Genomic DNA, 22163 nt, shown 5'->3' with positions numbered 1-22163 from the left:
GAATTCACGTCTACGTGTTGCGCATCCAGTCGGCGGTTTTGAAAAACGACTGCATCAGTTCGTCGCGCAACACTGGATCGACTCCCGTTTCGTCGAGCGCGCCATGCATGCAGGCCAGCCAGGCGTCGCGTTCCGCGAGCCCGATGGCGAAAGCCGCATGACGCATGCGCAAGCGTGGATGGCCGCGCTGCGCCGAGTACTGCTTGTCGCCGCCGAGCCATTCGCACAGATACAGCACCAGTACCGCCTTCGTCGACGACAGGTCCGGGTGATGCATCGCACGAATGCGCTGTGCGTCGGGCCGCGTATCCATGAGCCGGTAGAACGCGTCGACCAGACGGATGACGGCGGGCTCGCCGCCCAGACGGTCGAAATGCGTCGCGCGCGGCATGTGTTGCGGAGAGGGGATGGCAGGTGTGTTCATGGCGCGATCAATGCAATAACCGAACCAGGCTGAGTCGAGTCGCTCACGAGGCCGCCGCCAGCCGCGCATGCGGCGACCGGACCGCACGCATGCGGACCAACGCGACAGAAATGGCCCGACAAATGACCCGACACACGGCCCGACAAACGCGCCCGAACGGTTTGATTCGCGACGAAGTTCGCGAGCTTTGTCGCGAAACCGACAAGACAGCACAGGAGTCCGGAAAGTCACGAACGTACCGCACAGTGCGGCAGCACGGACGCGACACGGCATCGCTGGCGACATGGCACGGAAGCTGCATTTGGGGTCCAGCGCGGACACAGGTCCGGCCGATGCGTGACTCGATATAAGAAGACCCATACAGGCACGACAGGCTGACATGGTCGCGGTTACGCAACCCTGGTTTCAACCCTCCTTCCTGAATGGAGAAATGCAATGTCCAAACTTCGGCAAATCGCGTTCTACGGCAAAGGTGGCATCGGCAAGTCGACCACCTCGCAGAACACCCTGGCAGCCCTGACCGAACTCGGCCAGAAGATCCTGATCGTCGGCTGCGATCCCAAGGCGGACTCGACCCGCCTGATCCTGCACGCCAAGGCGCAGGACACCATCCTGTCGCTGGCCGCCGAAGCCGGCTCGGTGGAAGACCTCGAACTCGAGGACGTGATGAAGATCGGTTACCGCGACATCCGTTGCGTGGAATCCGGTGGCCCGGAACCGGGCGTCGGCTGCGCGGGCCGCGGCGTGATCACGTCGATCAACTTCCTCGAAGAAAACGGCGCCTATGACGGCGTGGACTACGTCTCGTACGACGTGCTCGGCGACGTGGTGTGCGGCGGCTTCGCCATGCCGATTCGCGAAAACAAGGCCCAGGAAATCTACATCGTGATGTCCGGCGAAATGATGGCCATGTACGCCGCCAACAATATTTCGAAGGGCATTCTGAAGTACGCGAACAGCGGCGGTGTGCGCCTGGGCGGTCTGGTGTGCAACGAACGTCAGACCGACAAGGAGCTCGAGCTCGCCGAAGCACTGGCGAAGATGCTGGGTTCGCGGCTCATCCACTTCGTTCCGCGCGACAACATCGTGCAGCACGCCGAGCTGCGCCGCATGACGGTGATCGAATTCGCGCCGGAGTCGAAGCAGGCTGAAGAGTATCGCCAGCTCGCCACCAAGGTACACAACAACGCGGGCAACGGCACGATCCCGACGCCGATCACGATGGATCAGCTGGAAGACCTGCTGATGGAGCACGGCATCATGAAGTCCATCGACGAATCCGAAGTCGGCAAGACCGCAGCGGAGCTGACTGCCTGAGCGAGCGTTGCAGTGCGCGGCCCGGCGTTGTTCTTCACGCAATGACCGGGCCGTGCATGCAACCCGCCGCGAGGCCTGATATTCACCCAATGGAGCATTCCCATGAGCGTCACTGTTGAAGAGCGCAAGGCCGCGAACAAGGCCCTGATCGATGAAGTGCTGAAGGCCTATCCCGAGAAAATGGCCAAACGGCGCGCCAAGCATTTAGGCACCTTCGAGGACGGCAAGCCCGACTGTGGCGTGAAATCCAACATCAAGTCATTGCCGGGCGTGATGACCATTCGCGGTTGCGCGTACGCCGGCTCGAAGGGCGTCGTGTGGGGGCCGATCAAGGACATGATCCACATCAGCCACGGCCCGGTCGGTTGCGGCCAGTACTCGTGGGCGGCACGCCGCAACTACTACATCGGCACCACCGGCATCGACACCTTCGTGACGATGCAGTTCACCTCGGACTTCCAGGAAAAGGACATCGTTTTCGGCGGCGACAAGAAGCTCGACAAGATCATCGACGAGATTCAGGTGCTGTTTCCGCTGAACAAGGGCATCTCGATCCAGAGCGAATGCCCGATCGGGCTGATCGGCGACGACATCGAGGCCGTCTCGAAGAAAAAAAGTGCGCAGTATGAAGGGCACACCATCGTGCCGGTGCGTTGCGAAGGTTTTCGCGGTGTCAGCCAGTCGCTCGGCCACCATCTTGCCAACGATGCGATCCGCGACTGGGTGTTCGACAAGACCGATCCCGACAAGCGCCCCGATTTCGTGTCGACGCCGTACGACGTCGCGATTATCGGCGACTACAACATCGGCGGCGATGCCTGGTCGAGCCGGATTCTGCTCGAAGAAATCGGCCTGCGCGTGATCGCGCAATGGTCGGGCGACGGCTCGATCGCCGAGCTCGAGAACACGCCGAAGGCCAAGCTCAACGTGCTGCACTGCTATCGCTCGATGAACTACATCAGCCGGCACATGGAAGAGAAGTACGGCATTCCCTGGGTTGAATACAACTTCTTCGGCCCGACGATGATCGAGAAGAGCCTGCGCGAAATCGCCAGCCATTTCGACGACGCGATCAAGGCCAATGCGGAGAAGGTGATCGCGAAGTATCGTCCGCTCGTCGACGCGGTGAACGCGAAGTTCAGGCCGCGCCTGCAGGACAAGACGGTGATGCTGTTCGTCGGCGGGCTGCGTCCGCGCCACGTGATCGGTGCTTATGAAGACCTCGGCATGAACGTGGTGGGCACGGGCTACGAGTTCGGCCACAACGACGACTATCAGCGCACCACGCACTACGTGAAGGACGGCACGCTGATTTACGACGACGTGACCGGCTACGAGTTCGAGAAGTTCGTCGAACAGATCCAGCCCGACCTGGTCGGCTCCGGCATCAAGGAAAAGTACGTATTCCAGAAGATGGGCGTGCCATTTCGCCAGATGCACAGCTGGGATTATTCCGGCCCGTACCACGGCTACGACGGCTACGCCATTTTCGCGCGCGACATGGATATGGCCATTTCCAGCCCGGTTTGGGGGCTCGCCAGGGCGCCCTGGAAGAAAACCTCCTAAGCCCCGATGGCCGGCAGGCCATTGAAGCCATCGAACTGAATATCAGGAGCATCCCATGCCCCAATCCGCAGACAAGATTCTCGACCACGAACTGCTGTTCCGTGAGCCCGAGTACCAGGAAATTTTCCGCACGAAAAAGGAAAACTTCGAATTCAACCATCCCGACGAGCAGGTCAAGCAGATCGTCGAATGGACCAAAACCGAGGACTACAAGCAGAAGAACTTTGCGCGCGACTCGCTGACCGTCAACCCGGCCAAGGCTTGCCAGCCGCTCGGCGCGGTGTATGTCGCCAACGGTTTTCACAAGACGCTGAGCTTCGTGCACGGCTCGCAGGGTTGCGTCGCCTATTACCGCTCGCACTTCTCGCGTCACTTCAAGGAGCCGACCTCGTGCGTCAGTTCGTCGATGACCGAGGACGCGGCCGTGTTCGGCGGCATGAACAACATGATCGACGGTCTCGCCAACGCGTACAACCTGTACAAGCCCGAGATGATCGCGGTCTCGACGACCTGCATGGCGGAGGTGATCGGCGACGACCTCGACGCGTTCATCAAGAACAGCAAGCAGAAGGGCAGCGTGCCGGAAGACTACGATGTGCCGTTCGCGCACACGCCGGCCTTCGTGGGCAGCCATGTCACCGGCTACGACAACGCGCTTCTCGGCATCCTCAAGCACTTCTGGGACGGCAAGGCCGGCACGGCGGCGCCGCTCGACCGTGTGGCCGATGAGAGCGTCAACTTCATCGGCGGGTTCGACGGCTACGTGGTCGGCAACATGAAGGAAATCCGCCGCATCTTCGATCTGTTCGGCGTGCAGGTGAACATCCTCTGCGATCCGTCCGAAACGTGGAATACGCCGACGGACGGCGAGTTCCGCATGTACGAAGGCGGCACGACCAAGGAGGAGGTGGAGCGCGCATTGAACGCGAAGGCGACCTTCGTGTTCCAGGAATACTGCTGCGAGAAGACCAGCAAGTTCATCGCCGAGCACGGTCAGGAAGTCGTGGTGCTGAATGCGCCGGTCGGCGTGGCGGGCACCGATCAGTTCCTGATGGAAATCTCGCGCGTGACCGGCAAGCCGATTCCGGCGCAGCTGGAGAAGGAGCGCGGCCAGCTCGTCGACGCGATGGCCGATAGCCAGGCGCATCTGCACGGCAAGCGTTTCGCGCTCTACGGCGACCCGGACCAGATGCTCGGCTACACCCAGTTCCTGCTCGAACTGGGCGCCGAACCGGCGCACGTGCTGGCGACCAACGGCGGCGAAAGCTGGGCTGCGAAGGTGCGGGCGCTGTTCGACGCGTCGCCGTACGGCGCGGGCTGCAAGGTGTATCCGAAACGCGATCTGTGGCATATGCGCTCGCTGCTGTTCACGGAGCCGGTGGATTTCCTGATCGGCAACACCTACGGCAAATACCTCGAACGCGATACGAAAACGCCGCTGATACGCATGGTGTTCCCGATCTTCGATCGCCACCACTATCATCGCTTCCCGACGTGGGGCTACGAAGGCGCGTTGCGGGTGCTGGTTACGCTGCTGGACGAGTTCTTCGAGGCGCTCGACGCCAACACGATCGTCGCGGCGAAGACCGACTACAGCTACGACATCATCCGCTGACGGGAGCGCACGGCCATGACAGACATAGCAGATGCATCGGGTTCGGCAGATGCGGTTCTGGTCAGGATGACGCAGGACGGCCGCAAGGTCGAGGTCATCGACGGCTGGGTCTGTCTGGCCGGTGTGCGCGAGGCCGACCATCTCGTCGCGCTGGCTGAACACCCGAACCGGCAGATGATCGCCCGTTCGGTGCCGGGGGCCACGCATGTGGCTGGCCGGCTGCCGTTGACACACGAGGAAACGGCGATTGCCCAAGGGGCGATGTCGGCTGCTCAGCGTCAATTCGACGCGAGCCCAGCCGGCATCGCGCAGCGGCTGCGCCGCGCGGTGTGGGCGAAGACCGCCGCCGAGGGCGTCGAGTAGCCGGCACGGGAACACCGCTGAACAACAGGCTTGCTGCGCTATCCGGCGCCAGCCGATGCGACGACTCCCAGTGAAGGAGCACAACGTGATCTATGTTGTCGAGCAATCAGACTCAGCGCCGCCGCTCGCGTGGTTCGCCTACGATGACGACGACTTCGCGCGCAAGGTGGCGGCGTCCGATCCGTTGAGCGCTGCCGAGATCTACGACGAAGTCACGCCGCGCGAACTGCTCGCGCTGGTCGATCACCTTCCCGATGCGAGCGGACGGGCGGCGTATCCCGCGATCTGCGCGGTAGGTGACGAGCATGGTTGGGACACCTTGCTTTACCGCGCCGATTATCTGCTCGGCCGGGGCGTGTGCCGGCGCGAGCCGGTGTCCGAACGCGATGCGCAGGCGGCTGCGCTGGCCGCGCGCGGCGGGCGGTGCCTGATTTACTGGAACGACCGTGACGCAATCGGCGCGTTCGAAGGCGCCGACTCACGCCTTGCCGGCGAATCGAACTGGTCGGCGCGGCGCGCGCTGTACGGGCAACTGGTGGCGCTGGAAGTGCTGGCCGACGACAACTGAGTTGCGCACGAATCGCGCAAGAGTCGTGCAGCGTGAGGCAACCACCAGCACATGCCCGCTTGTCCGGACCCGACGTACTGTTTCACCCAGCGGTGCGGAGAACCCGCCGAGCCGCACGTTATATGTGTCGCAAACCGTCTGTCGCAAACCGTTCAAACCCGCCATGACGACGCCTGGGAGTGTCGTGATCGAAGGCCGGTTGAACCGCATTCACGGTATTCCCCGGTGGTATGGAACTTGCCACTAGAGAAACATCCATCCATCAGGAGCCTGTCATGTCCGCTTCGCTCAACGCCAAGATCGCCGAGGTATTCGACGAACCGGGTTGCGACAAGAATCAAGGCAAGAGCGAGAAGGAGCGCAAGAAAGGCTGTACGAAACAGCTTTCGCCGGGCGCCGCCGCAGGCGGGTGCGCATTCGACGGCGCGAAGATCGCCTTGCAGCCGGTGGTGGATGTCGCGCACCTCGTGCACGGACCGATTGCCTGCGAAGGCAATTCGTGGGACAACCGGCACGCTGCTTCGTCCGGTTCGCAACTCTATCGCACCGGCTTCACCACCGACATCAACGAACTCGACGTGGTGTACGGCGGCGAGAAGCGGCTTTTCAGAAGCGTGCGCGAGATCATCGAGAAATACGATCCGCCGGCCGTGTTCGTCTATCAGACCTGCGTGACCGCGCTGATCGGCGACGACATCGAGGCAGTCTGCAAGCGTGCCGCCGAAAAATTCGGCAAGCCGGTGATCCCGGTCAATTCGCCAGGCTTCGCCGGGCCGAAGAACCTCGGCAACAAGCTCGGCGGCGAGGCGCTTCTCGACTACGTGATCGGCACGCGCGAGCCCGAGTACACCACGCCGTACGACATCAACATTATCGGCGAATACAACCTGTCGGGCGAACTGTGGCAGACGAGGCCGCTGCTCGACGCGCTGGGCATCCGCATTCTCTCGTGCATCTCCGGCGACGGGCGCTACAACGAGATTGCGAGCTCGCATCGCGCCAAAGTCAACATGATGGTCTGCTCGAAGTCGATGATCAACATCGCGACGAAAATGCAGCAACGCTACGGCATTCCTTACTTCGAAGGCTCGTTCTACGGGATCGGCGACATGAGCGACACGCTGCGCCAGATCGCCGGCCTGCTGGTGCAGCAGGGCGCGCCGGACGATCTGCTCGAGCGCACCGAGCGTCTGATCGCCGCCGAGGAAGCCCGCGCCTGGGCGCGCATCGCGCACTACAAGGCGCGCCTCACCGGCAAGCGCGTGCTGCTGATCACCGGCGGCGTGAAGTCGTGGTCGGTGGTGGCCGCGCTTCAGGAAGCCGGGCTCGAAATCGTCGGCACCAGCGTCAAGAAAAGCACGAAGGAAGACAAGGACAAAATCAAGGAGATCATGGGCGACGACGCGCACATGATCGACGACATGACGCCGCGCGAGATGTACGCAATGCTCAGGGACGCAAAGGCCGACATCATGCTCTCGGGCGGCCGTTCGCAGTTCGTCGCGCTGAAAGCCCGCATGCCGTGGCTCGACATCAATCAGGAGCGCCACCACCCGTATGGCGGCTACGAAGGCATCGTGGAACTGGTGCATGAGATCGACCGCGCGATCTATAACCCGGTGTGGCAGCAGGTGCGCATCCCGGCGCCGTGGGGCGACGACGGCGAGACGCTGGGCGCAGTGCAAGCGCAGGCCCCGCGCCCTCTGGCGGGGGCCGCGGCGTGGGTGATGGGTCTGGAACTTGGCGTGCCGGGCTGACGCCCGACCTGGAGGAAATACCGTGGCCGACGTCGTCGAATCAAAGAAAGCCTGTGCGGTCAATCCGCTCAAGATGAGCCAGCCGCTGGGCGCGAGCTTCGCGTTCCTCGGGCTCGATGCCTGCATGCCGGTGATGCATGGCTCGCAGGGCTGCACGTCGTTCGGCCTCGTGCTGCTCGTGCGCCACTTCAAGGAAGCGATCCCGCTACAGACCACGGCGATGAACGAAGTCACCACCGTGCTCGGCGGCTACGAGAACATCGAAGCGGCGCTGCTCAACATCCGCAAGCGTGCCGCACCGAAGATCATCGCCATCTGTTCAACGGGCCTGACCGAAACCAAGGGCGACGACGTGGAGGGTTATCTCGTCACCGTGCGCAAGCGCAAGCCCGAACTCGACGACACCGAAATCGTCTACGTGTCGACCCCCGACTATGTCGGCGCATTCGAAGACGGCTACCGGCATGCCGTCGCCGGCATCGTCAAGGCGCTTGTCAAGCCGTTGCCCAAGGTGGCCAGTCAGGTCACGCTGCTGCCGGGCAGCCATCTGTCGCCCGGCGACATCGACGAACTGCGCGAAATCATCGAAGCGTTCGGCTTTGACGTCATCGTGCTGCCCGACATTTCCGGTTCGCTGGACGGCCACATCGCGCCGGACTGGCGCGGCACCACGCTGGGCGGCACCACGCTCGCGCAGATCCGGGCCGCCGGCGCGTCGGCGTTCACGATCGGCGTCGGCGAGCAGACGCGTGACGGCGCGCTGGCGTTGCAGGCGATCGCCGGCACACCGTTCGACATCTTCGAGCGGCTCACGGGACTCGAACCCAACGATCGTCTGCTGCAATTGCTGTCGCAGCGCTCCGGGCGGCCGGTTCCCGCGAAATACCGGCGGCAGCGCAGCCAGTTGCTCGACGCGATGCTCGACGGGCATTTCCACACCGGCGGCATCAAGGTCGCGATCGGCGCGGAGCCCGATCTGCTGCTTGCGCTCGGCTGCCTGCTGCACGAGATGGGCGCGCAATTGCACTGCTGCATCAGCACCACGCGCTCGCCCGCGCATGCGTTGCTGCCCGCCGAACGGGTCGTGATCGGCGATCTCGAAGACATGGAACAGGCCGCGACGGACTGCGACCTGTTGATTACCCATTCGCACGGCCGCCAGATGGCCGCGCATCTGCAAAAGCCGCTGCTGCGGATCGGCTTTCCCGTGTTCGACCGGGTCGGCAATGCGCATCGCCTCTACGTCGGCTACCGCGGCACGATGAACCTGATCTTCGAGATCGCCAATCTGATGATCGAGCAGATTGCGCATCACCATCCGGGCGACTGGCCGTTGCCGCAGGCCTCGATCGATCTGGCCGCGCGCGATCCGGCGCGGGAAGTGAACATTCCTGTCGTCGCGGCCGGCGCCTGATCCACCTCAAGGAGCACACAGCATGAAGATCGCATTCGCCACTCAGGACAGGCAGTACGTCGACGCGCATTTTGGCTGGGCGAAAAGCATCGTCACTTACGACGTCACGCCGGACGGCTACCGGTTCGTCGAGGCGTTCGACTTCGGCGGCAAGCTCGAAGAGGACGGCGACGAGGACAAGCTCGCGCCCAAACTCGAAGCCGTGAAGGACTGCGCGATCCTGTACGTCGCCGCGATCGGCGGTTCCGGCGCGGCCCGCGTGGTCGCGCTGAAGATTCATCCGATCAAGGTGCCGCAGCCCGAGTCCATCGAGGAAATTCTCGGCAAGTTGCAGCAGGTATTGAAGGGCACGCCGCCGCCGTGGCTGCGCAAGGCGCTCGCGAAAGACGGCGAACGCGTGTACGACTTTGAAGACGACGAGGTACCTCATGGCTGAAGCCACCGCTGAATCATCCGTAGTTCCGGGCACGGCCAGCGACGAAACGCTGCTGGCGGCGCCGTTCGTGCAACAACTGGTCAAGCAGTTACGCGCGCAGGACACGCACGGCGCATGGGACGGCAAGTCCGACCTGCAACTGCTCAAGCCGTACATTCACACGCCGGAGGAACGCCGCGCGATTCCGATCATGGGCGACCCCGATCCCGAAACGCTGTGGCGGCTCGAGATTTTCTACAACGCGATCGCGGTGGCGATCGAGCGTCAGACCGGCCAGATGGTCTCGCCGATGATGAAGATGAGCCACGAAGGGTTCGGCCGCATGGTGTTGATTGCCGGTCGGCTCATTGTCGTCAACAAGCAGCTGCGCGACGTGCATCGTTTTGGCTTTGCTTCGCTGCAGAAGCTCGCCGAGGCGGGCGGAAAGTTTCTCGACGAAGCGGTCGAGATGATCAGGACGTATCCCGCCGTCGCGCAGTACGGCGCCTGAAGTGATCATGAAGGGAGCATGACGATGAGTACCGATGCCGACGAACTGAAGGCGCGCCTGAAGAAGCTCAACGCGCAAGCGACGCAGGCAAAGATGGATCTGCACGACCTCTCCGAGGAACTGCCGACCAACTGGGAGAACATTCTTGCTGTCGCCCAGCGCTGCCATGACGCGCATGCCGCGCTAATGGCGGCTCGCGCGGCCGCGGCTGCTGCTGCTGCTGCTGCTGCGGCGGCGGCGGCCGCAGCCTGAAGCAGCGGAACCACGGAGGCAAACCATGAGCGATACCTTCAGCGTTACGCTGCCGAGCGGCGCCACCTGGACGCCGACCTTCGTCAACACGCTCGATGAAGAAAAATGCATTGGTTGCGGACGCTGTTTTCGCGTCTGCCCACGCGGCGTGCTGGAACTCGTCGGACTTGACGAGGAGGGCGCGCATATCGCGCTGGACGGCGAGGACGAAGACGACGAGTACGAAAAGAAAGTGATGACGATCGCGCATCGGGAGTTGTGCATCGGCTGCACCGCATGCGCGAAGATATGCCCGAAAAAGTGCTACACGCACGCGGCGGCCGTACTCTAGGCGGTGCCGGCATGGATACCTATGCAACCTTGATGGCGTGCGCGGCGGACGCAGACGATCCGACCGTCCTTGCACTGGCCGGCGTGATGTCCGGCGCGTTCGAGCGCCACGGTCTGGATGCGTTGCCGATGCCCGGCCTGGATGCCGACCAGACTCGCCGGATGTTCGCCCGCTGGTTCCCGGGCGCAGGGCCGGCGCTCGGCCTCGCGTGGCTTTCGTGGTCCGCGCCGGCGAGCAGGCGCCGCGAGGAACCGCGCGACGACGAGCTCGACGATCTGGTGGCGCTGCTCAATGACCACGCCGATCCGCACGCGGGTTCCCCGGAAGAAGCGAACTGCGTCGCGCACGCGCTGGCCTGTGCGAGCCTCGGACAGAACCACCTTTGGCAAGACCTGCTTCTGCCGTCGCGGCGTGAACTGTCGGCGTTGATCGGCCGCTGGTTTCCGCGGCTGGCGGCGAAGAATACGCACGACATGAAGTGGAAAAAGTTCTTCTACAAGCAGTTGTGTGAGCGGGAGGACTTGTTTATCTGCAAGGCGCCGAGTTGCGGTGTCTGTGCCGATCACGCGCTTTGCTTCGGAACGGAGTAGGCGCAATCGGCGCGAATGGGCGCGAATGGGCGCAAGTAGTCCGAGCAGGCACACCACCGGCCACGCACCGAACCCATCGCACAACTGCGTGACGCGGTTCACCGTGATCGGAGCCTTGAGGGGCTCCGCAGTGACGAAGGCGCGGGACTTGCTTAAGCATGCCTACCGTTATGTATTCAGGTACACAACCGACAAACCGAACCACCAACCCGACACACATATGGATTCGCTCCGATCTGCCGCGCCTCCGGCGCCCCGCGCCCGCTGGACACCCTGCACCCGGGCCTGCTATCTGACGCTGCAATGGCCGGTGGTGGACTCGCAGCAAGGGCCGCGGGCCCGGGCACTGCCGCCCGCCTGCGTGCCCGCGCTGCCGCAGCCGCCGCACCGGCTGTTGGCGATCTGCGATGAGGCGGGGTTGCGCGATCTGGTGCTGTGTCACATGCGGCGGCTCAGACTCACACCGCTGTTCGCGCGTGCCGGGCATTGCTTCGATTGCGTCGCTTCTCGCGTGGCCGACTTCGTGGTCGAGTCCTGCGGCGGTCCGCTGTACTACAGCGAGCGGCGTGCGCATCTGCAGGCGGGCTCCGGGCTGCCGTTGCTGCTCGACGAAGAGGGCCGCGAACTCTGGCTGGTACAGCTATGGCATGCGTTCGACGACGTCGGGTTTCCGCCCGCGCTGCGCGCCGATTTCTGGAGCTGGGCGGAGCCGTTGTCTGTGCATCTGCTCGCGCCGCACGCGCGCCATGCCGGCCTGACGCGCTATCCGTACGACACGGTGCGCAGCTGGTTTCTCGCGCCGGCAGCGGGAGAACCGCTTGCGGACCATGACACGCGGCGCTCACCATGACACCCATGCCGCCCGCCGATGCCGCAGCCGCAGCCGTGCGGCCCGAAGCTCAGCCCGTCATGAGCGCAAAACTTGCCTTTCACGATCTATTCCCACGAGAGAACCTGCCATGTCGGATTCCGCACAACGCTACGGTCTTTTCCTCAACGTCGAGAATCCCGACGGCGATGCGCGCGACGCGCTGATGCAAACCGTGAGCCATGCCGTCGCCGCCGAAGCCTTCGGCTACCACGACGTGTGGGTCGCGGAACACCACTACAGTTCGTACGCGATCGGCAGTGCGCTGACGGTGCTGCTCGCCCACATCGCGGCTCGCACCTCCACGATCCGTCTCGGCACCGGCGCCTCGCTGCTCCCGCTGAACGACCCGCTGCGCGTCGCGGAAGACGTCGCCACGCTCGATCTGCTGAGCGGAGGGCGCATTGAATTCGGCGTGGCGCGCGGCGGCCCGTTTCCGGTGCAGTACCGGGCTGCGGGAATCCCGTCGGCGGATGACGCCCGCGCGCGGATGCACGAGGCGCTCGCGTTGATCCAGCGTTTATGGAGTGATCCCACCACCAGCTTCGACGGGCGTTTCTACCATTGCAACGACATTGCGCTGCAGCCGCGCCCGCTGCAGCAGCCGGTGCCGGTCTGGCTGGCGAGCCTCAGCGACGATTCGCTGCGCCTCGCCGCCGCGCACGGCTATGGACTGATGGCGACGCCGTCGGCCGACCTCGCGCGCGTCGCCGACCAGGTGGCGACGCAGCGTGCGCAGCGCGGTGATTTTCCGTTTGCGATTGCGCGCTTTTTTCACTGCGAGCCTGACCACCGCAATGCGCTCGAACATGGCGTGGCCTGCGTGCGCTCTTATCCCCGACTCATGCAGGTGCGGTTCGCTACGGGTTCGTTGCCGCCAATGTTCGCAGCTGATGCGAGCGACGAGGTGATCCTCGCGAATGCAGTGATCGGCGACCCCGCGCATTGCGCGGCCCAGGTGCGTCTGTTGAACGAGCGGTTGGGACCGCACCGCCTGCTGCTCAAGCCCGCCACGCACGATCCGGTCAAGGCGCGCTCCGCATTGGCGCTGTTCGCGCAGGAACTGGGACTGAGCGGCAAGTAAGCCGTGCGCGCTCGAGCGCTCGGCGCACTGGCTTATAACTTGCGTTCACGGCGTTACGTCGTTCACTTCACAACGAACCGTGTCGCCAATGTCGGATTCCCTACAAAACATGGACTGGTCGCCGTTGCTGCTGTCGCTGAAAGTGGCAGGGGTCGCCACCGTGCTCGCGCTTGCCGCGGGCATTGCGCTCGGCTGGATCTTTGCGCGCCGGCGCTTTCCCGGCAGCGCGGTGCTGGAGGCCGTGTGCATGTTGCCGCTGGTGCTGCCGCCGACCGTGATCGGCTATGGCCTGCTGGTCGCGGCGGGCCGGCGCAGCGTGGTCGGCGCATGGCTTTACGAACACTTCGACTACACCATTGTGTTCAACTGGCACGGCGCGGTTGCGGCGGCAGCCGTGGTGGCACTGCCGCTGGTGCTGAAGTCGGCCAGCGCTTCGTTCGCCGGCGTCGACCCTACGCTCGAAGCGGCCGCGCGCACGCTTCGGCAGTCGCCGCTGTCCGTATTCGTCCGCATCACGTTGCCGCTCGCGTGGCCCGGCATTCTGGCCGGCACGCTGCTCGCGTTTGCCCGCGCCCTGGGCGAGTTCGGCGCGACCCTGATGGTGGCCGGCGATATTCCCCGGCAAACCCAGACCCTTTCGATGGCGATCTACGACGCGATGCAAAGCGGCCAGGACCACACCGCGCTGCTGCTCGTGCTGGTGACGTCCGGGTTGTCCATCGCGGTGATGCTGGTGTCGAACCGCTTCTTCTCCCTTCGCTGACCTTCGAGGAAATCTTCCGATGCGCTTTGTCCGTTCCCTTGCCGTCGCGCTGCTCGCGGCGCTGCCGCTGCTCGCTTCGGCCCAGCAACTTACCGTTTCCGCCGCCGCGAGCCTGACCGATGCGTTCAACGAGATCGGCGCGAAGTTCGCGGCGGTCCATCCGGGCGTGACCGTGCGCTTCAATTTCGCTGCGTCGGGGGTATTGCTTCAGCAGATCAGGCAAGGCGCGCCCGTCGATGTGTTCGCCAGCGCGGATCAGGAAACCGTCGCGCTCGGCATCGATGCCCAACTGCTCGACGCGGGCACGAAGCAGGACTTCGCCGCCAACTCGGTGGTGCTGATCGTACCGGCGGAGGGCGCGCCGCTGGTGAAGACGCTGGCCGATCTGTCGAATCCCGCGGTGAAGCGCATTGCGCTCGGCAAAGCGGCCACCGTGCCCGTTGGGCGCTACACGCAGCAGGCTCTGGAAAGTGCCGGGCAGTGGGGCGCGCTGCAGCTGAAATTCGTGCAGGCGGAGAGCGTGCGCCAGGTGCTCGACTACGTGTCGCGCGGCGAAGCGGAGGCCGGCTTCGTCTATCGCACGGACGCCCTGCTGGCGCCCGGCAAGGTGCGCATCGCGCTGACCGTGGAAGGCCACGAGCCGGTGACCTATCCGGTGATCGTGGTTAGCGCGAGCCGCCAGCAGCCGCTCGCGAGAGACTTCATCGCCTATCTGTCGACACCGGCAGCGCAGAACGTGCTGGCGCGCTACGGCTTCGTCAAATCCTGACGAGGCGCGCGAATGATCGACATCGATCTGACCGCCACCGTGTCGGATAACACGCGCCGCTTCACGCTGGCGACGCGCTTCGCATCCGAAGCGCCGGTGGTGGCGCTGTATGGCGCCTCGGGTGCCGGCAAGTCGCTCACGCTGCAGGCGATCGCGGGGCTGTTGCGGCCCGACCGGGGGCACGTGCGGGTCGGCGGGCGCGTGCTGTTCGATTCGGCACGCGGTGTCGACCTGCCGCCGGACCGGCGCGGTGTGGGCTATCTGTTCCAGCACTACGCGTTGTTTCCGCATCTGTCGGTGCGCGAGAACGTGGCCTTCGGATTGACCAACTGGTGGCGGCGCGGCCTGTCCGGCGATCGTGCCGTGCGGGTCGACGCGCTGCTGCACAGCTTCGATCTTACCGAACTCGCGCGCAGCCGTCCGGCGGGATTGTCGGGCGGACAGCAGCAGCGCGTGGCGTTGGCCCGCGCGCTTGCCTGCGGGCCGGAACTGTTGCTGCTGGATGAGCCCTTTGCCGCGCTGAACCCGCTGCTGCGCCACGATCTGCGCGGACAACTCGCCGAAGTGTTCAGGCGCTGGCAGATGCCCGTCGTCATGATCACGCACGACGTCGACGACGTGCTCGCGCTCGCCGACGTTGCATTCGTGGTCGAGCACGGCGAGGTGGTCCGCGAGGTCGACCTGCGAAGCGGCGAAGGGCGTGAGCTCACGCGCCGGGCACTGGTGCCGGACCTCGATGTCGCGCCGCTTACGGCGCGCGAACGGCGTGTGCGTGCGCTGCTCCACGTTCCCGCGGACGGTTGAAGCGAACGAGTCGATCATGGCCGATTCATCACTCTTGAGCAGCGAACTGAAACTGGCCGGCCGGCTCGACGCGCGCTTCTTCGCATTGCTCGAGGCAATCGACAACACGGGTTCCATCAATCGCGCCGCACGCACTGCGGGCTACAGCTACAAGGGAGCCTGGTTGCTGCTGGAGAACGCGGCCAATCTGGCCAATCAGCCGTTGATCGAAACGGCGACCGGCGGCAAGGGCGGCGGCGGGACCCGGCTTACGCCCGTTGCCGTGGATCTTCTGGGGGTTTGGCGCAAGCTCCGGACCAACAATCAGCATTTCCTGCGCGAGCAGGACGCGTGGCTCAACCAACTGCCGGCACTGGCCGGCCTTCTCAGGAGAATTGCAATGAAAACGACCGCACGCAACCAGTTTGTCGGCACCATTGACGCGATCGACAAGGGGCCGGTCACCACCCAGGTATCCGTGACGATTGCCGGCGGCCAGCAGATCGTCGCGACGATGACCACCTCCGCGGCCAATCGCCTCAAGCTCGCGGTAGGCAAGGAGGCCATTGCGCTGATCAAGTCGTCGGCCGTCGTGCTCGTGGTCGATTTTGCGGGTTACTTGTTGTCGGCGAGGAATCAGTTCGCCGGGACCATTTCGCGGCTCGAGCGTGGCGCGGTGTCGTCGCTGGTGGTCCTGACGCTTCCGGGGGGCGTGAATCTGACGGCCAGCGTGACGAACGACGCAGTCGACGCGCTCGCGCTGGCCGTCGGGCAACAGGCGACAGCGGTATTCAAGGCCTACTCGGTGATGGTGGCTGTCGCGGCGGCGTGACACAGGTGCCTTTATCCGGTCCGGGCAGGCCCGAGTCGAACGTATGCACGTACGCGATACCCGATGACGATTGCTCGTGCGTGGAAATATCGTCGATGGGATAGGCCTTCGTGTTCGCCTCCGCACTCATTCGAGGTTGCCCTGGCAGAGGTATTTGATCGACAGATAGTCGTCGAGACCGTACTTCGAGCCTTCGCGACCATAGCCCGATTCCTTTACGCCGCCGAACGGGGCGGCTTCGCTTGCGACCGCGCCTTCATTGATGCCGACAATGCCCGCTTCCAGCGCGCGCGCCACACGGTCGATCCGTTTCACGCCTTCACTGTAGAAATACGCGGCGAGGCCAAATGGCGTGTCGTTAGCGGCGTTGACCGCTTCGGCTTCGTCTTCGAAACGGAACAGCGGCACGATCGGGCCGAAGGTCTCTTCGCTATTCAACTGCATCGCGGCGGTGGCGTCGGCGAGGACCGTGGGCGCGTAATAGTGCGGGCCCAGTTCGGCAAGGCGCTTGCCGCCGGTCAGCACGCGCGCGCCGTGCGCAACGGCGTCGTCCACATGGCGGGCGATCTTGTCGAGCGCACGGCTGTTGATCATCGGGCCGATCTGCGCGGCCGGGTCGGTGGCGGGCGCGACCTTCAGCGCGCCGACCCGCTCGGCCAGCAACGCGCCGAACCGTTCGTAGACGCCGGCTTGCACATACACGCGGTTCGGGCACACACAGGTCTGCCCGCCGTTGCGGAATTTGGCCGCCATGAGTCCGGCGACGGCGGCGTCCAGGTCGGCGTCGTCGAATACGATGAAGGGGGCGTTGCCGCCCAATTCCAGCGACAGTTTCTTGAGTGTTTCCGCCGACTCGCGCGCCAGATATTTGCCGACCGGCGTGGAGCCGGTGAAGGTGATCTTGCGCACGCGCGCGTCATGCAGCCACTCGGCGACGGCGGCGACCGCGTGATCGCGCGAGGCCGTGATGAGGTTCAGTACGCCCGGCGGCACGCCGGCTTCGTGCGCGAGCAGGACCAGCGCCGAGGCGGTGAGCGGCGTATCTTCCGCCGGTTTGGCCACCACCGTGCAGCCGGCGGCGAGCGCCGGCGCGATCTTGCGCGCGATCATGGCGAGCGGGAAATTCCACGGCGTGATGGCGGCGACAATGCCGACCGGTTCCTTCACGGCCGTCATGCGCTTGCCGCGCTGCTGCTGCGGAATCAGATCGCCGTAGATGCGCGTGGCTTCTTCCGCGAACCACGCGACATACGACGCGCCGTAGGCGACTTCGCCTTTGCCTTCCACGAGCGGCTTGCCCTGTTCGAGCGAGATCAGCGCGCCGAGCGCATCCAGATTCGCCATGATCAGCGCGTGCCAGCGGTGCAGCACGGCAGCGCGTTCCTTCGGCAGGCGCGCGCGCCACGCGGGCAGGGCGCGCGCGGCGGCGTCGGTGGCGGCGCGGGCGTCGGCGGGGCTGCTGTCGGCCACTTCAGCGATGATCTCGCCGCTCGCGGGATTGGTGACGGCAAAGCGGACGTTGTCTTGCGCGGGCGCCCATGTGCCGTCGATGAAATTGTCGGAGCGGATCAGTTCGCCCAGTTCGAATGTGCGTGTCATGTGCGGAAATCCTTTGCTTTAAGCGAGTTTCTTCGCGATTGCCTGGCCGACCTCGGTCGTGTTCGCCTTGCCGCCCAGGTCGCCGGTATGCGGGCCTTCGATCAGCGTTGCTTCGATCGCGGCGAGAATCGCGTCGTGCGCCTCGCGCTCCTTGCCTGCGTGATTGCCGAGGAAGTCGAGCATCATCGCGGCCGACCAGATCATCGCGATCGGATTGGCGATGTTCTTGCCCGCGATGTCCGGCGCCGAGCCGTGCACCGGTTCGAACAGCGACGGAAACTTGCGGTCGGGATTCAGATTGCCCGACGGCGCGAGACCGATCGTGCCGGTGCAGGCGGGGCCGAGGTCGGACAGGATGTCGCCGAACAGATTGGTGGCCACCACCACGTCGAAGCGATCCGGGTTCAGCACGAAGCGCGCACAGAGAATGTCGATGTGCTGCTTGTCCCACGTCACGTCCGGATACTGCGCGGCGATGCCGGCCGCGACTTTGTCCCACCACGGCATGCTGATCGCGATGCCGTTGCTCTTGGTGGCCACCGTGATCTTCTTGCGCTCGCGCCGCTGCGCGAGGTCGAAGGCGAACTTCAGCACGCGCTCGCTGCCATGCCGCGTGAAAACGGATTCCTGCAGCACGAATTCGCGCTCCGTGCCTTCGAACATCACGCCGCCCACCGACGAGTATTCGCCCTCGGTGTTCTCGCGCACGATCCAGAAATCGATGTCGCCGGCCTTGCGGCCCGCGAGCGGCGAAGGCACGCCGGCAAAGAGGCGCGCGGGGCGCAGGTTGATGTACTGGTCGAATTCGCGGCGGAATTTCAGCAGCGACCCCCACAGGGAAATATGGTCGGGCACCGTGTCGGGCCAGCCCACCGCCCCGAACAGGATCGCGTCGGCGGACAGCAGTTGCGCTTTCCAGTCGTCCGGCATCATCTTGCCGTGCTTCGCGTAGTACTCGCAGCTCGCCCATTCGATGTGCTGATACTCCAGCTCGATGCCGAAGCGCGCTTTCACCGCTTCGAGCACGCGAATGGCTTCCGGCATGACTTCGACACCGATGCCGTCGCCGGGAATGACCGCGATCCGATATTTCTTCGACATGTTCCTGCTCCTCCGTGGGACTTTCGACGATTCAACGACGGTTATTTTATTCCTGCTGTTTGAGACTAAAATGATCGCTTTGGTTAAGCCACTGTGCACGATTCGTGTACAAAGAACCACTCTATGAACGCTCTCCCGTCACCGGATCTCGGCGATTTACGCGTGTTTTGCGAAGTGGCGCGCAAATCGAGTTTCAGCGCGGCTGCGGAGGCCCTGTCGGTATCCGCGGCGTATGTCAGCAAACGCATCAATGTGCTCGAGACTACGCTGGGTACGCGTTTATTGCACCGCTCCACGCGGCGGGTCGCGATCACCGAGGCGGGCGAGCGCGTCTACACGTGGGCCGAAAAGATCCTCGACGACGTCGATCAACTGGTGGAAGACGTGTCCACCACGCGCCGCATTCCCGGCGGCAAGCTGCGCATTTCCAGCAGCTTCGGCTTCGGCCGCCGTTTCGTCGCACCCGCGCTGGCGCGCTTTTCCGAGCGCTATCCGCAATTGAGCGTGCGGCTCGATCTGTTCGACCGTCTCGTCGATGTAGCGGGCGAAGGTTTCGACCTGGATGTGCGCATCGGCGACGAGATCGCGCCGCATCTGATCGCGCGGCGGCTCGCGTCGAATCATCGCGTGCTGTGCGCGTCGCCCGGCTATCTTGCGCGGCATGGCGCGCCACGCCAGCTTGCCGATCTGTCCTCGCATGCGTGTCTCGCGATCAAGGAGCGCGACCATCCGTTCGGTCTGTGGCGTTTGACGGTGCGCGGCGAGACGGCCTCGATCAAGGTCACGGGACCGTTGTCGACCAATCACGGCGAAGTGGCGGTGGAGTGGGCGCTGGCCGGACGCGGCATCGTGCTGCGTTCCATGTGGGACGTGCGGCCGCTGCTCGAAACCGGGCAGTTGCAGCAGGTGCTGCCCGAGGTCACGCAACCGGCGAATCTGTGGGCGGTGTATCCGGCACGGCTCGCGCAATCGGCCAAGGTGCGGGTGTGCGTCGATTTTCTGAGCGAGGAGTTCGCGCAGTGGAGCCCGCCGGCCGATGGTGCGGCAGCCGTGGACATGGCCGGAGTTACCGAACGTTGAAGGCCGAGCGCCGGTAAGACCCGGCGGATCGAACACCACGCAACGCCTAGTGATGGTTCTGCGAGAACAGCGTTTCGAGCGGATAGTGGCTCTTCACGATCGGCGATTTGATGATCACGTAGCTGAAGTACTTCTCGATGCCGATGTCGCGTTCGAGCAGACCTTCCACGATGCTCTGGTAATGGCTCACGCTGCGTGTGACGAACTTCAGCAGGTAATCGTAGCCGCCGCTCGCCAGATGGCACTCGACGATCTCGTCGACGTCGCGAATCGCATTCACGAACTTGATGAAGTCTTCCCGCCGATGATCGGCGAGCGTGACTTCGGTGAACACGATCTGCACGTCGCCGAGCTTTTCGAGCTGGATCTGCGCACCGTAGCCGATGATGTAGCCCGCTTTTTCCAGACGCTTGACACGGATCAGGCAAGGACTGGGCGACAGGCCGACCGCGTCGGCAAGCTCGACGTTGGTTATGCGGCCTTTCTTCTGCAATTGGGAAAGTATGCGCAGGTCAATCCGGTCTAGCTTGCAGTCGCTGCTCATCGTAACGTTGTCGCTCTGGCGGTGGGGCATGGGGCTGGGGGGCCCTCTACTCTAGCATGCAGCGGCGTGCGTTCCGAGCTTCAACGCGGCACGCACATCGGCTTGCGCCAGAACGTCGTCGAGGGTTTTTTCAAGCCGTTCGAACATCAGATCGAACTCGCCCTCGGTGTACGAGAGCGCCGGTGCGAAGCCGAGAATGTTGTCGCCGAAGGCGCGGAAAATCAGGCGGTTTTCATACGCGGCGGCGGCGATCCGTTCCGACAGTTTCAGCGCCGGGTCGAAGCGCGCCTTGCTGTCCTTGTCGGCGACGAGTTCGAGCGCGCCGAGCAGGCCGCGGTGGCGCGAGTCGCCCACCAGCGGATGCGCGAGCAACGCGTCGAGGCCGCGCGCGAAACGCGGCGCACGCGCCACGCCGTTCGCCAGCAGTCCGCCTTCGTGATAGAGGCGCAGCACTTCGAGGCCGATGGCCGCGCTCACCGGGTGCGCCGAATATGTGTGGCCGTGACCGACCACCGCTTCGGCGTCGCCGTCCGCAATGCCCTGATAGATTTCGTCCGACATCAGCACGGCGCCCATCGGCGCATAGCCTGCGGTCAACCCCTTCGCTACCGTCATCAGGTCCGGTTCGACGTTTTCGCCCTGGCAGGCGAACAGCGGACCGGTGCGGCCGAAACCCGTAATGACTTCGTCGGCGACGAACAGGATGCCCAGCTTGCGGCAACTTTCACGCATCGCCTTGAGCCAGCCGGCCGGCGGCACGATCACGCCGCCCGAGCCCTGGATCGGTTCGCAGAAAAACGCGGCGACGTTGTCGGCACCGAGTTCGGCCACCTTCGCTTCGAGCGCGGCCACCGAGGCGGCGATCAGCGCGGCGTCGTCGGCGAAATCGCTGCGGTACGCGTACGGCGAGGGCAGATGATGCTGGTTCGGCAGCGGCAGATCGAAGTTGCGGTGGAACGCGGGCAGCGCGGTGAGACCGGCGCCGGTCGTCGACGAGCCGTGGTAGCCGCGTTGCAGCGCGATCACGTGCTTCTTCGACGGCCGGCCCGTGGCGTTGAAGTAATGCGTGATGAAGCGTAGTGCCGAGTCCACCGCGTCGGAACCGCCGAGCGTGAAGTACACGTGTTGCAGCGAAGCGGGCGACACCTCCACCAGCTTTTGCGCGAGTTCGATGGCCGGTTCCGAGCCGAAATGGAAATAGCCGGTCGCATAGGGCAGTTTCTGCATCTGTGCGGTGGCGGCCTCGACAATGCTCTGCTGACCGTAGCCGACGTTCACGCACCAGAGTCCGGAAAACGCGTCGAGCAGTTCGTTGCCGGCCGCGTCGCGCAGAAACGCGCCGCTGGCGGATTCGATGACGGTGACGCCGCGTGCTTCGTGCGCGCGGTAGTTGATGACCGGGTGAATCAGATGCTTGCGGTCGGCTTCGATGAGCGATTGAATCGGCATGGTGGTTTCTCGTCGCGGGAAGGGGTGGTTGACCGTCACATACTACTGATCAGCGGCGATCGCCTGCTCACCTAAACAATTGCCGGAAAAGCGCGCGCGACTCGTTTTGATGCACGGTCTCGGCATTTTCTGCTGCGGGCGCTAAAAAACGGCGCCGCGCGGGCCTTT

At 64.3% G+C, this 22163-nt stretch carries 24 protein-coding genes; 19 read left to right on the top strand and 5 right to left on the bottom strand.

The features are described 5' to 3' along the window. Positions 1-10: 10 nt before the first annotated feature. Entirely contained in the window at positions 11-424 is a 414-nt protein-coding gene (locus tag PDMSB3_RS27755) for a group II truncated hemoglobin (RefSeq protein WP_051058916.1), read from the bottom strand. Positions 425-859: 435 nt separating this feature from the next. On the opposite strand from PDMSB3_RS27755, the gene nifH reads away from it, so the two are divergent. From nifH to PDMSB3_RS27665, 18 genes are all read left to right on the top strand, one after another. After that, positions 860-1741, top strand: a complete 882-nt coding sequence (gene nifH / locus PDMSB3_RS27750; RefSeq protein ID WP_007177230.1) for a nitrogenase iron protein — start codon at positions 860-862, stop codon at positions 1739-1741. Positions 1742-1843: 102 nt separating this feature from the next. Next, positions 1844-3307: a nitrogenase molybdenum-iron protein alpha chain gene (gene nifD / locus PDMSB3_RS27745; protein ID WP_007177229.1), complete on the top strand. Its 1464-nt coding sequence runs from the start codon at positions 1844-1846 to the stop codon at positions 3305-3307. A 55-nt stretch (positions 3308-3362) separates the two neighbouring features. Next, a complete protein-coding gene (gene nifK, locus PDMSB3_RS27740) occupies positions 3363-4922 on the top strand; it encodes a nitrogenase molybdenum-iron protein subunit beta (protein WP_165188374.1) in 1560 nt (519 codons plus the stop codon). Between the two features lie 15 nt (positions 4923-4937). Next, the gene (locus PDMSB3_RS27735) at positions 4938-5285 is read left to right on the top strand and encodes a hypothetical protein (protein WP_007177227.1); all 348 of its coding nucleotides are present in this window, start codon (positions 4938-4940) and stop codon (positions 5283-5285) included. 55 nt (positions 5286-5340) lie between these two features. After that, complete coding sequence (locus PDMSB3_RS27730) at positions 5341-5853, top strand: hypothetical protein (RefSeq protein WP_232064344.1); 513 nt, start codon at positions 5341-5343, stop codon at positions 5851-5853. A gap of 275 nt (positions 5854-6128) precedes the next feature. Next, positions 6129-7610, top strand: a complete 1482-nt coding sequence (gene nifE / locus PDMSB3_RS27725; protein WP_007177225.1) for a nitrogenase iron-molybdenum cofactor biosynthesis protein NifE — start codon at positions 6129-6131, stop codon at positions 7608-7610. 22 nt (positions 7611-7632) lie between these two features. Further along, the gene (nifN, locus tag PDMSB3_RS27720; RefSeq protein WP_007177224.1) at positions 7633-9024 is read left to right on the top strand and encodes a nitrogenase iron-molybdenum cofactor biosynthesis protein NifN; all 1392 of its coding nucleotides are present in this window, start codon (positions 7633-7635) and stop codon (positions 9022-9024) included. Between the two features lie 22 nt (positions 9025-9046). Then, positions 9047-9460, top strand: a complete 414-nt coding sequence (nifX, locus tag PDMSB3_RS27715) for a nitrogen fixation protein NifX (protein WP_007177223.1) — start codon at positions 9047-9049, stop codon at positions 9458-9460. Next, a complete protein-coding gene (locus PDMSB3_RS27710) occupies positions 9453-9950 on the top strand; it encodes a NifX-associated nitrogen fixation protein (protein WP_007177222.1) in 498 nt (165 codons plus the stop codon). Before nifX ends, PDMSB3_RS27710 begins: the two co-directional genes overlap by 8 nt. 24 nt (positions 9951-9974) lie before the next feature. Next, positions 9975-10202 carry a CCE_0567 family metalloprotein gene (locus PDMSB3_RS27705; RefSeq protein WP_165188372.1) on the top strand — a complete coding sequence of 76 codons (228 nt, stop codon included), beginning with the start codon at positions 9975-9977 and terminating at the stop codon, positions 10200-10202. A gap of 25 nt (positions 10203-10227) precedes the next feature. Beyond that, positions 10228-10533 carry a ferredoxin III, nif-specific gene (gene fdxB / locus PDMSB3_RS27700; protein ID WP_007177220.1) on the top strand — a complete coding sequence of 102 codons (306 nt, stop codon included), beginning with the start codon at positions 10228-10230 and terminating at the stop codon, positions 10531-10533. An 11-nt stretch (positions 10534-10544) separates the two neighbouring features. Then, positions 10545-11123, top strand: coding sequence for a nitrogen fixation protein NifQ (locus tag PDMSB3_RS27695; RefSeq protein ID WP_007177219.1), 579 nt, complete (start codon positions 10545-10547; stop codon positions 11121-11123). A gap of 220 nt (positions 11124-11343) precedes the next feature. Beyond that, positions 11344-11973: a globin family protein gene (locus PDMSB3_RS27690; RefSeq protein WP_197740281.1), complete on the top strand. Its 630-nt coding sequence runs from the start codon at positions 11344-11346 to the stop codon at positions 11971-11973. 109 nt (positions 11974-12082) lie between these two features. Then, positions 12083-13075 (top strand): LLM class flavin-dependent oxidoreductase, encoded by a 993-nt coding sequence (locus PDMSB3_RS27685; RefSeq protein ID WP_165188370.1) that lies wholly within the window; start codon positions 12083-12085, stop codon positions 13073-13075. An 88-nt stretch (positions 13076-13163) separates the two neighbouring features. Further along, positions 13164-13838 (top strand): molybdate ABC transporter permease subunit, encoded by a 675-nt coding sequence (gene modB / locus PDMSB3_RS27680; RefSeq protein ID WP_007177216.1) that lies wholly within the window; start codon positions 13164-13166, stop codon positions 13836-13838. Between the two features lie 19 nt (positions 13839-13857). Further along, positions 13858-14607 (top strand): molybdate ABC transporter substrate-binding protein, encoded by a 750-nt coding sequence (gene modA / locus PDMSB3_RS27675; RefSeq protein WP_007177215.1) that lies wholly within the window; start codon positions 13858-13860, stop codon positions 14605-14607. Positions 14608-14619: 12 nt separating this feature from the next. Further along, positions 14620-15411 (top strand): ATP-binding cassette domain-containing protein, encoded by a 792-nt coding sequence (locus PDMSB3_RS27670; protein WP_165188368.1) that lies wholly within the window; start codon positions 14620-14622, stop codon positions 15409-15411. Positions 15412-15427: 16 nt separating this feature from the next. Beyond that, positions 15428-16222, top strand: coding sequence for a TOBE domain-containing protein (locus PDMSB3_RS27665; protein ID WP_007177213.1), 795 nt, complete (start codon positions 15428-15430; stop codon positions 16220-16222). A gap of 126 nt (positions 16223-16348) precedes the next feature. On the opposite strand, the gene PDMSB3_RS27660 is transcribed toward PDMSB3_RS27665, so the two are convergent. After that, on the bottom strand, positions 16349-17821 hold the full coding sequence (locus PDMSB3_RS27660; RefSeq protein ID WP_007177211.1) for an NAD-dependent succinate-semialdehyde dehydrogenase: 1473 nt from the start codon (positions 17819-17821) through the stop codon (positions 16349-16351). 18 nt (positions 17822-17839) lie between these two features. After that, entirely contained in the window at positions 17840-18922 is a 1083-nt protein-coding gene (locus tag PDMSB3_RS27655) for a tartrate dehydrogenase (protein WP_007177210.1), read from the bottom strand. Between the two features lie 123 nt (positions 18923-19045). On the opposite strand from PDMSB3_RS27655, the gene PDMSB3_RS27650 reads away from it, so the two are divergent. Continuing rightward, on the top strand, positions 19046-20002 hold the full coding sequence (locus tag PDMSB3_RS27650; RefSeq protein WP_165188366.1) for a LysR substrate-binding domain-containing protein: 957 nt from the start codon (positions 19046-19048) through the stop codon (positions 20000-20002). Between the two features lie 46 nt (positions 20003-20048). On the opposite strand, the gene PDMSB3_RS27645 is transcribed toward PDMSB3_RS27650, so the two are convergent. Then, a complete protein-coding gene (locus PDMSB3_RS27645; protein WP_035517188.1) occupies positions 20049-20546 on the bottom strand; it encodes an Lrp/AsnC family transcriptional regulator in 498 nt (165 codons plus the stop codon). 51 nt (positions 20547-20597) lie between these two features. Then, complete coding sequence (locus PDMSB3_RS27640; RefSeq protein ID WP_007177207.1) at positions 20598-21995, bottom strand: aspartate aminotransferase family protein; 1398 nt, start codon at positions 21993-21995, stop codon at positions 20598-20600. Between the last annotated feature and the right edge of the window lie 168 nt (positions 21996-22163).

The organism is Paraburkholderia dioscoreae (genome assembly GCF_902459535.1).
Lineage (GTDB): Bacteria > Pseudomonadota > Gammaproteobacteria > Burkholderiales > Burkholderiaceae > Paraburkholderia > Paraburkholderia dioscoreae.
This window is presented reverse-complemented; position numbering and strand designations above follow the sequence as displayed.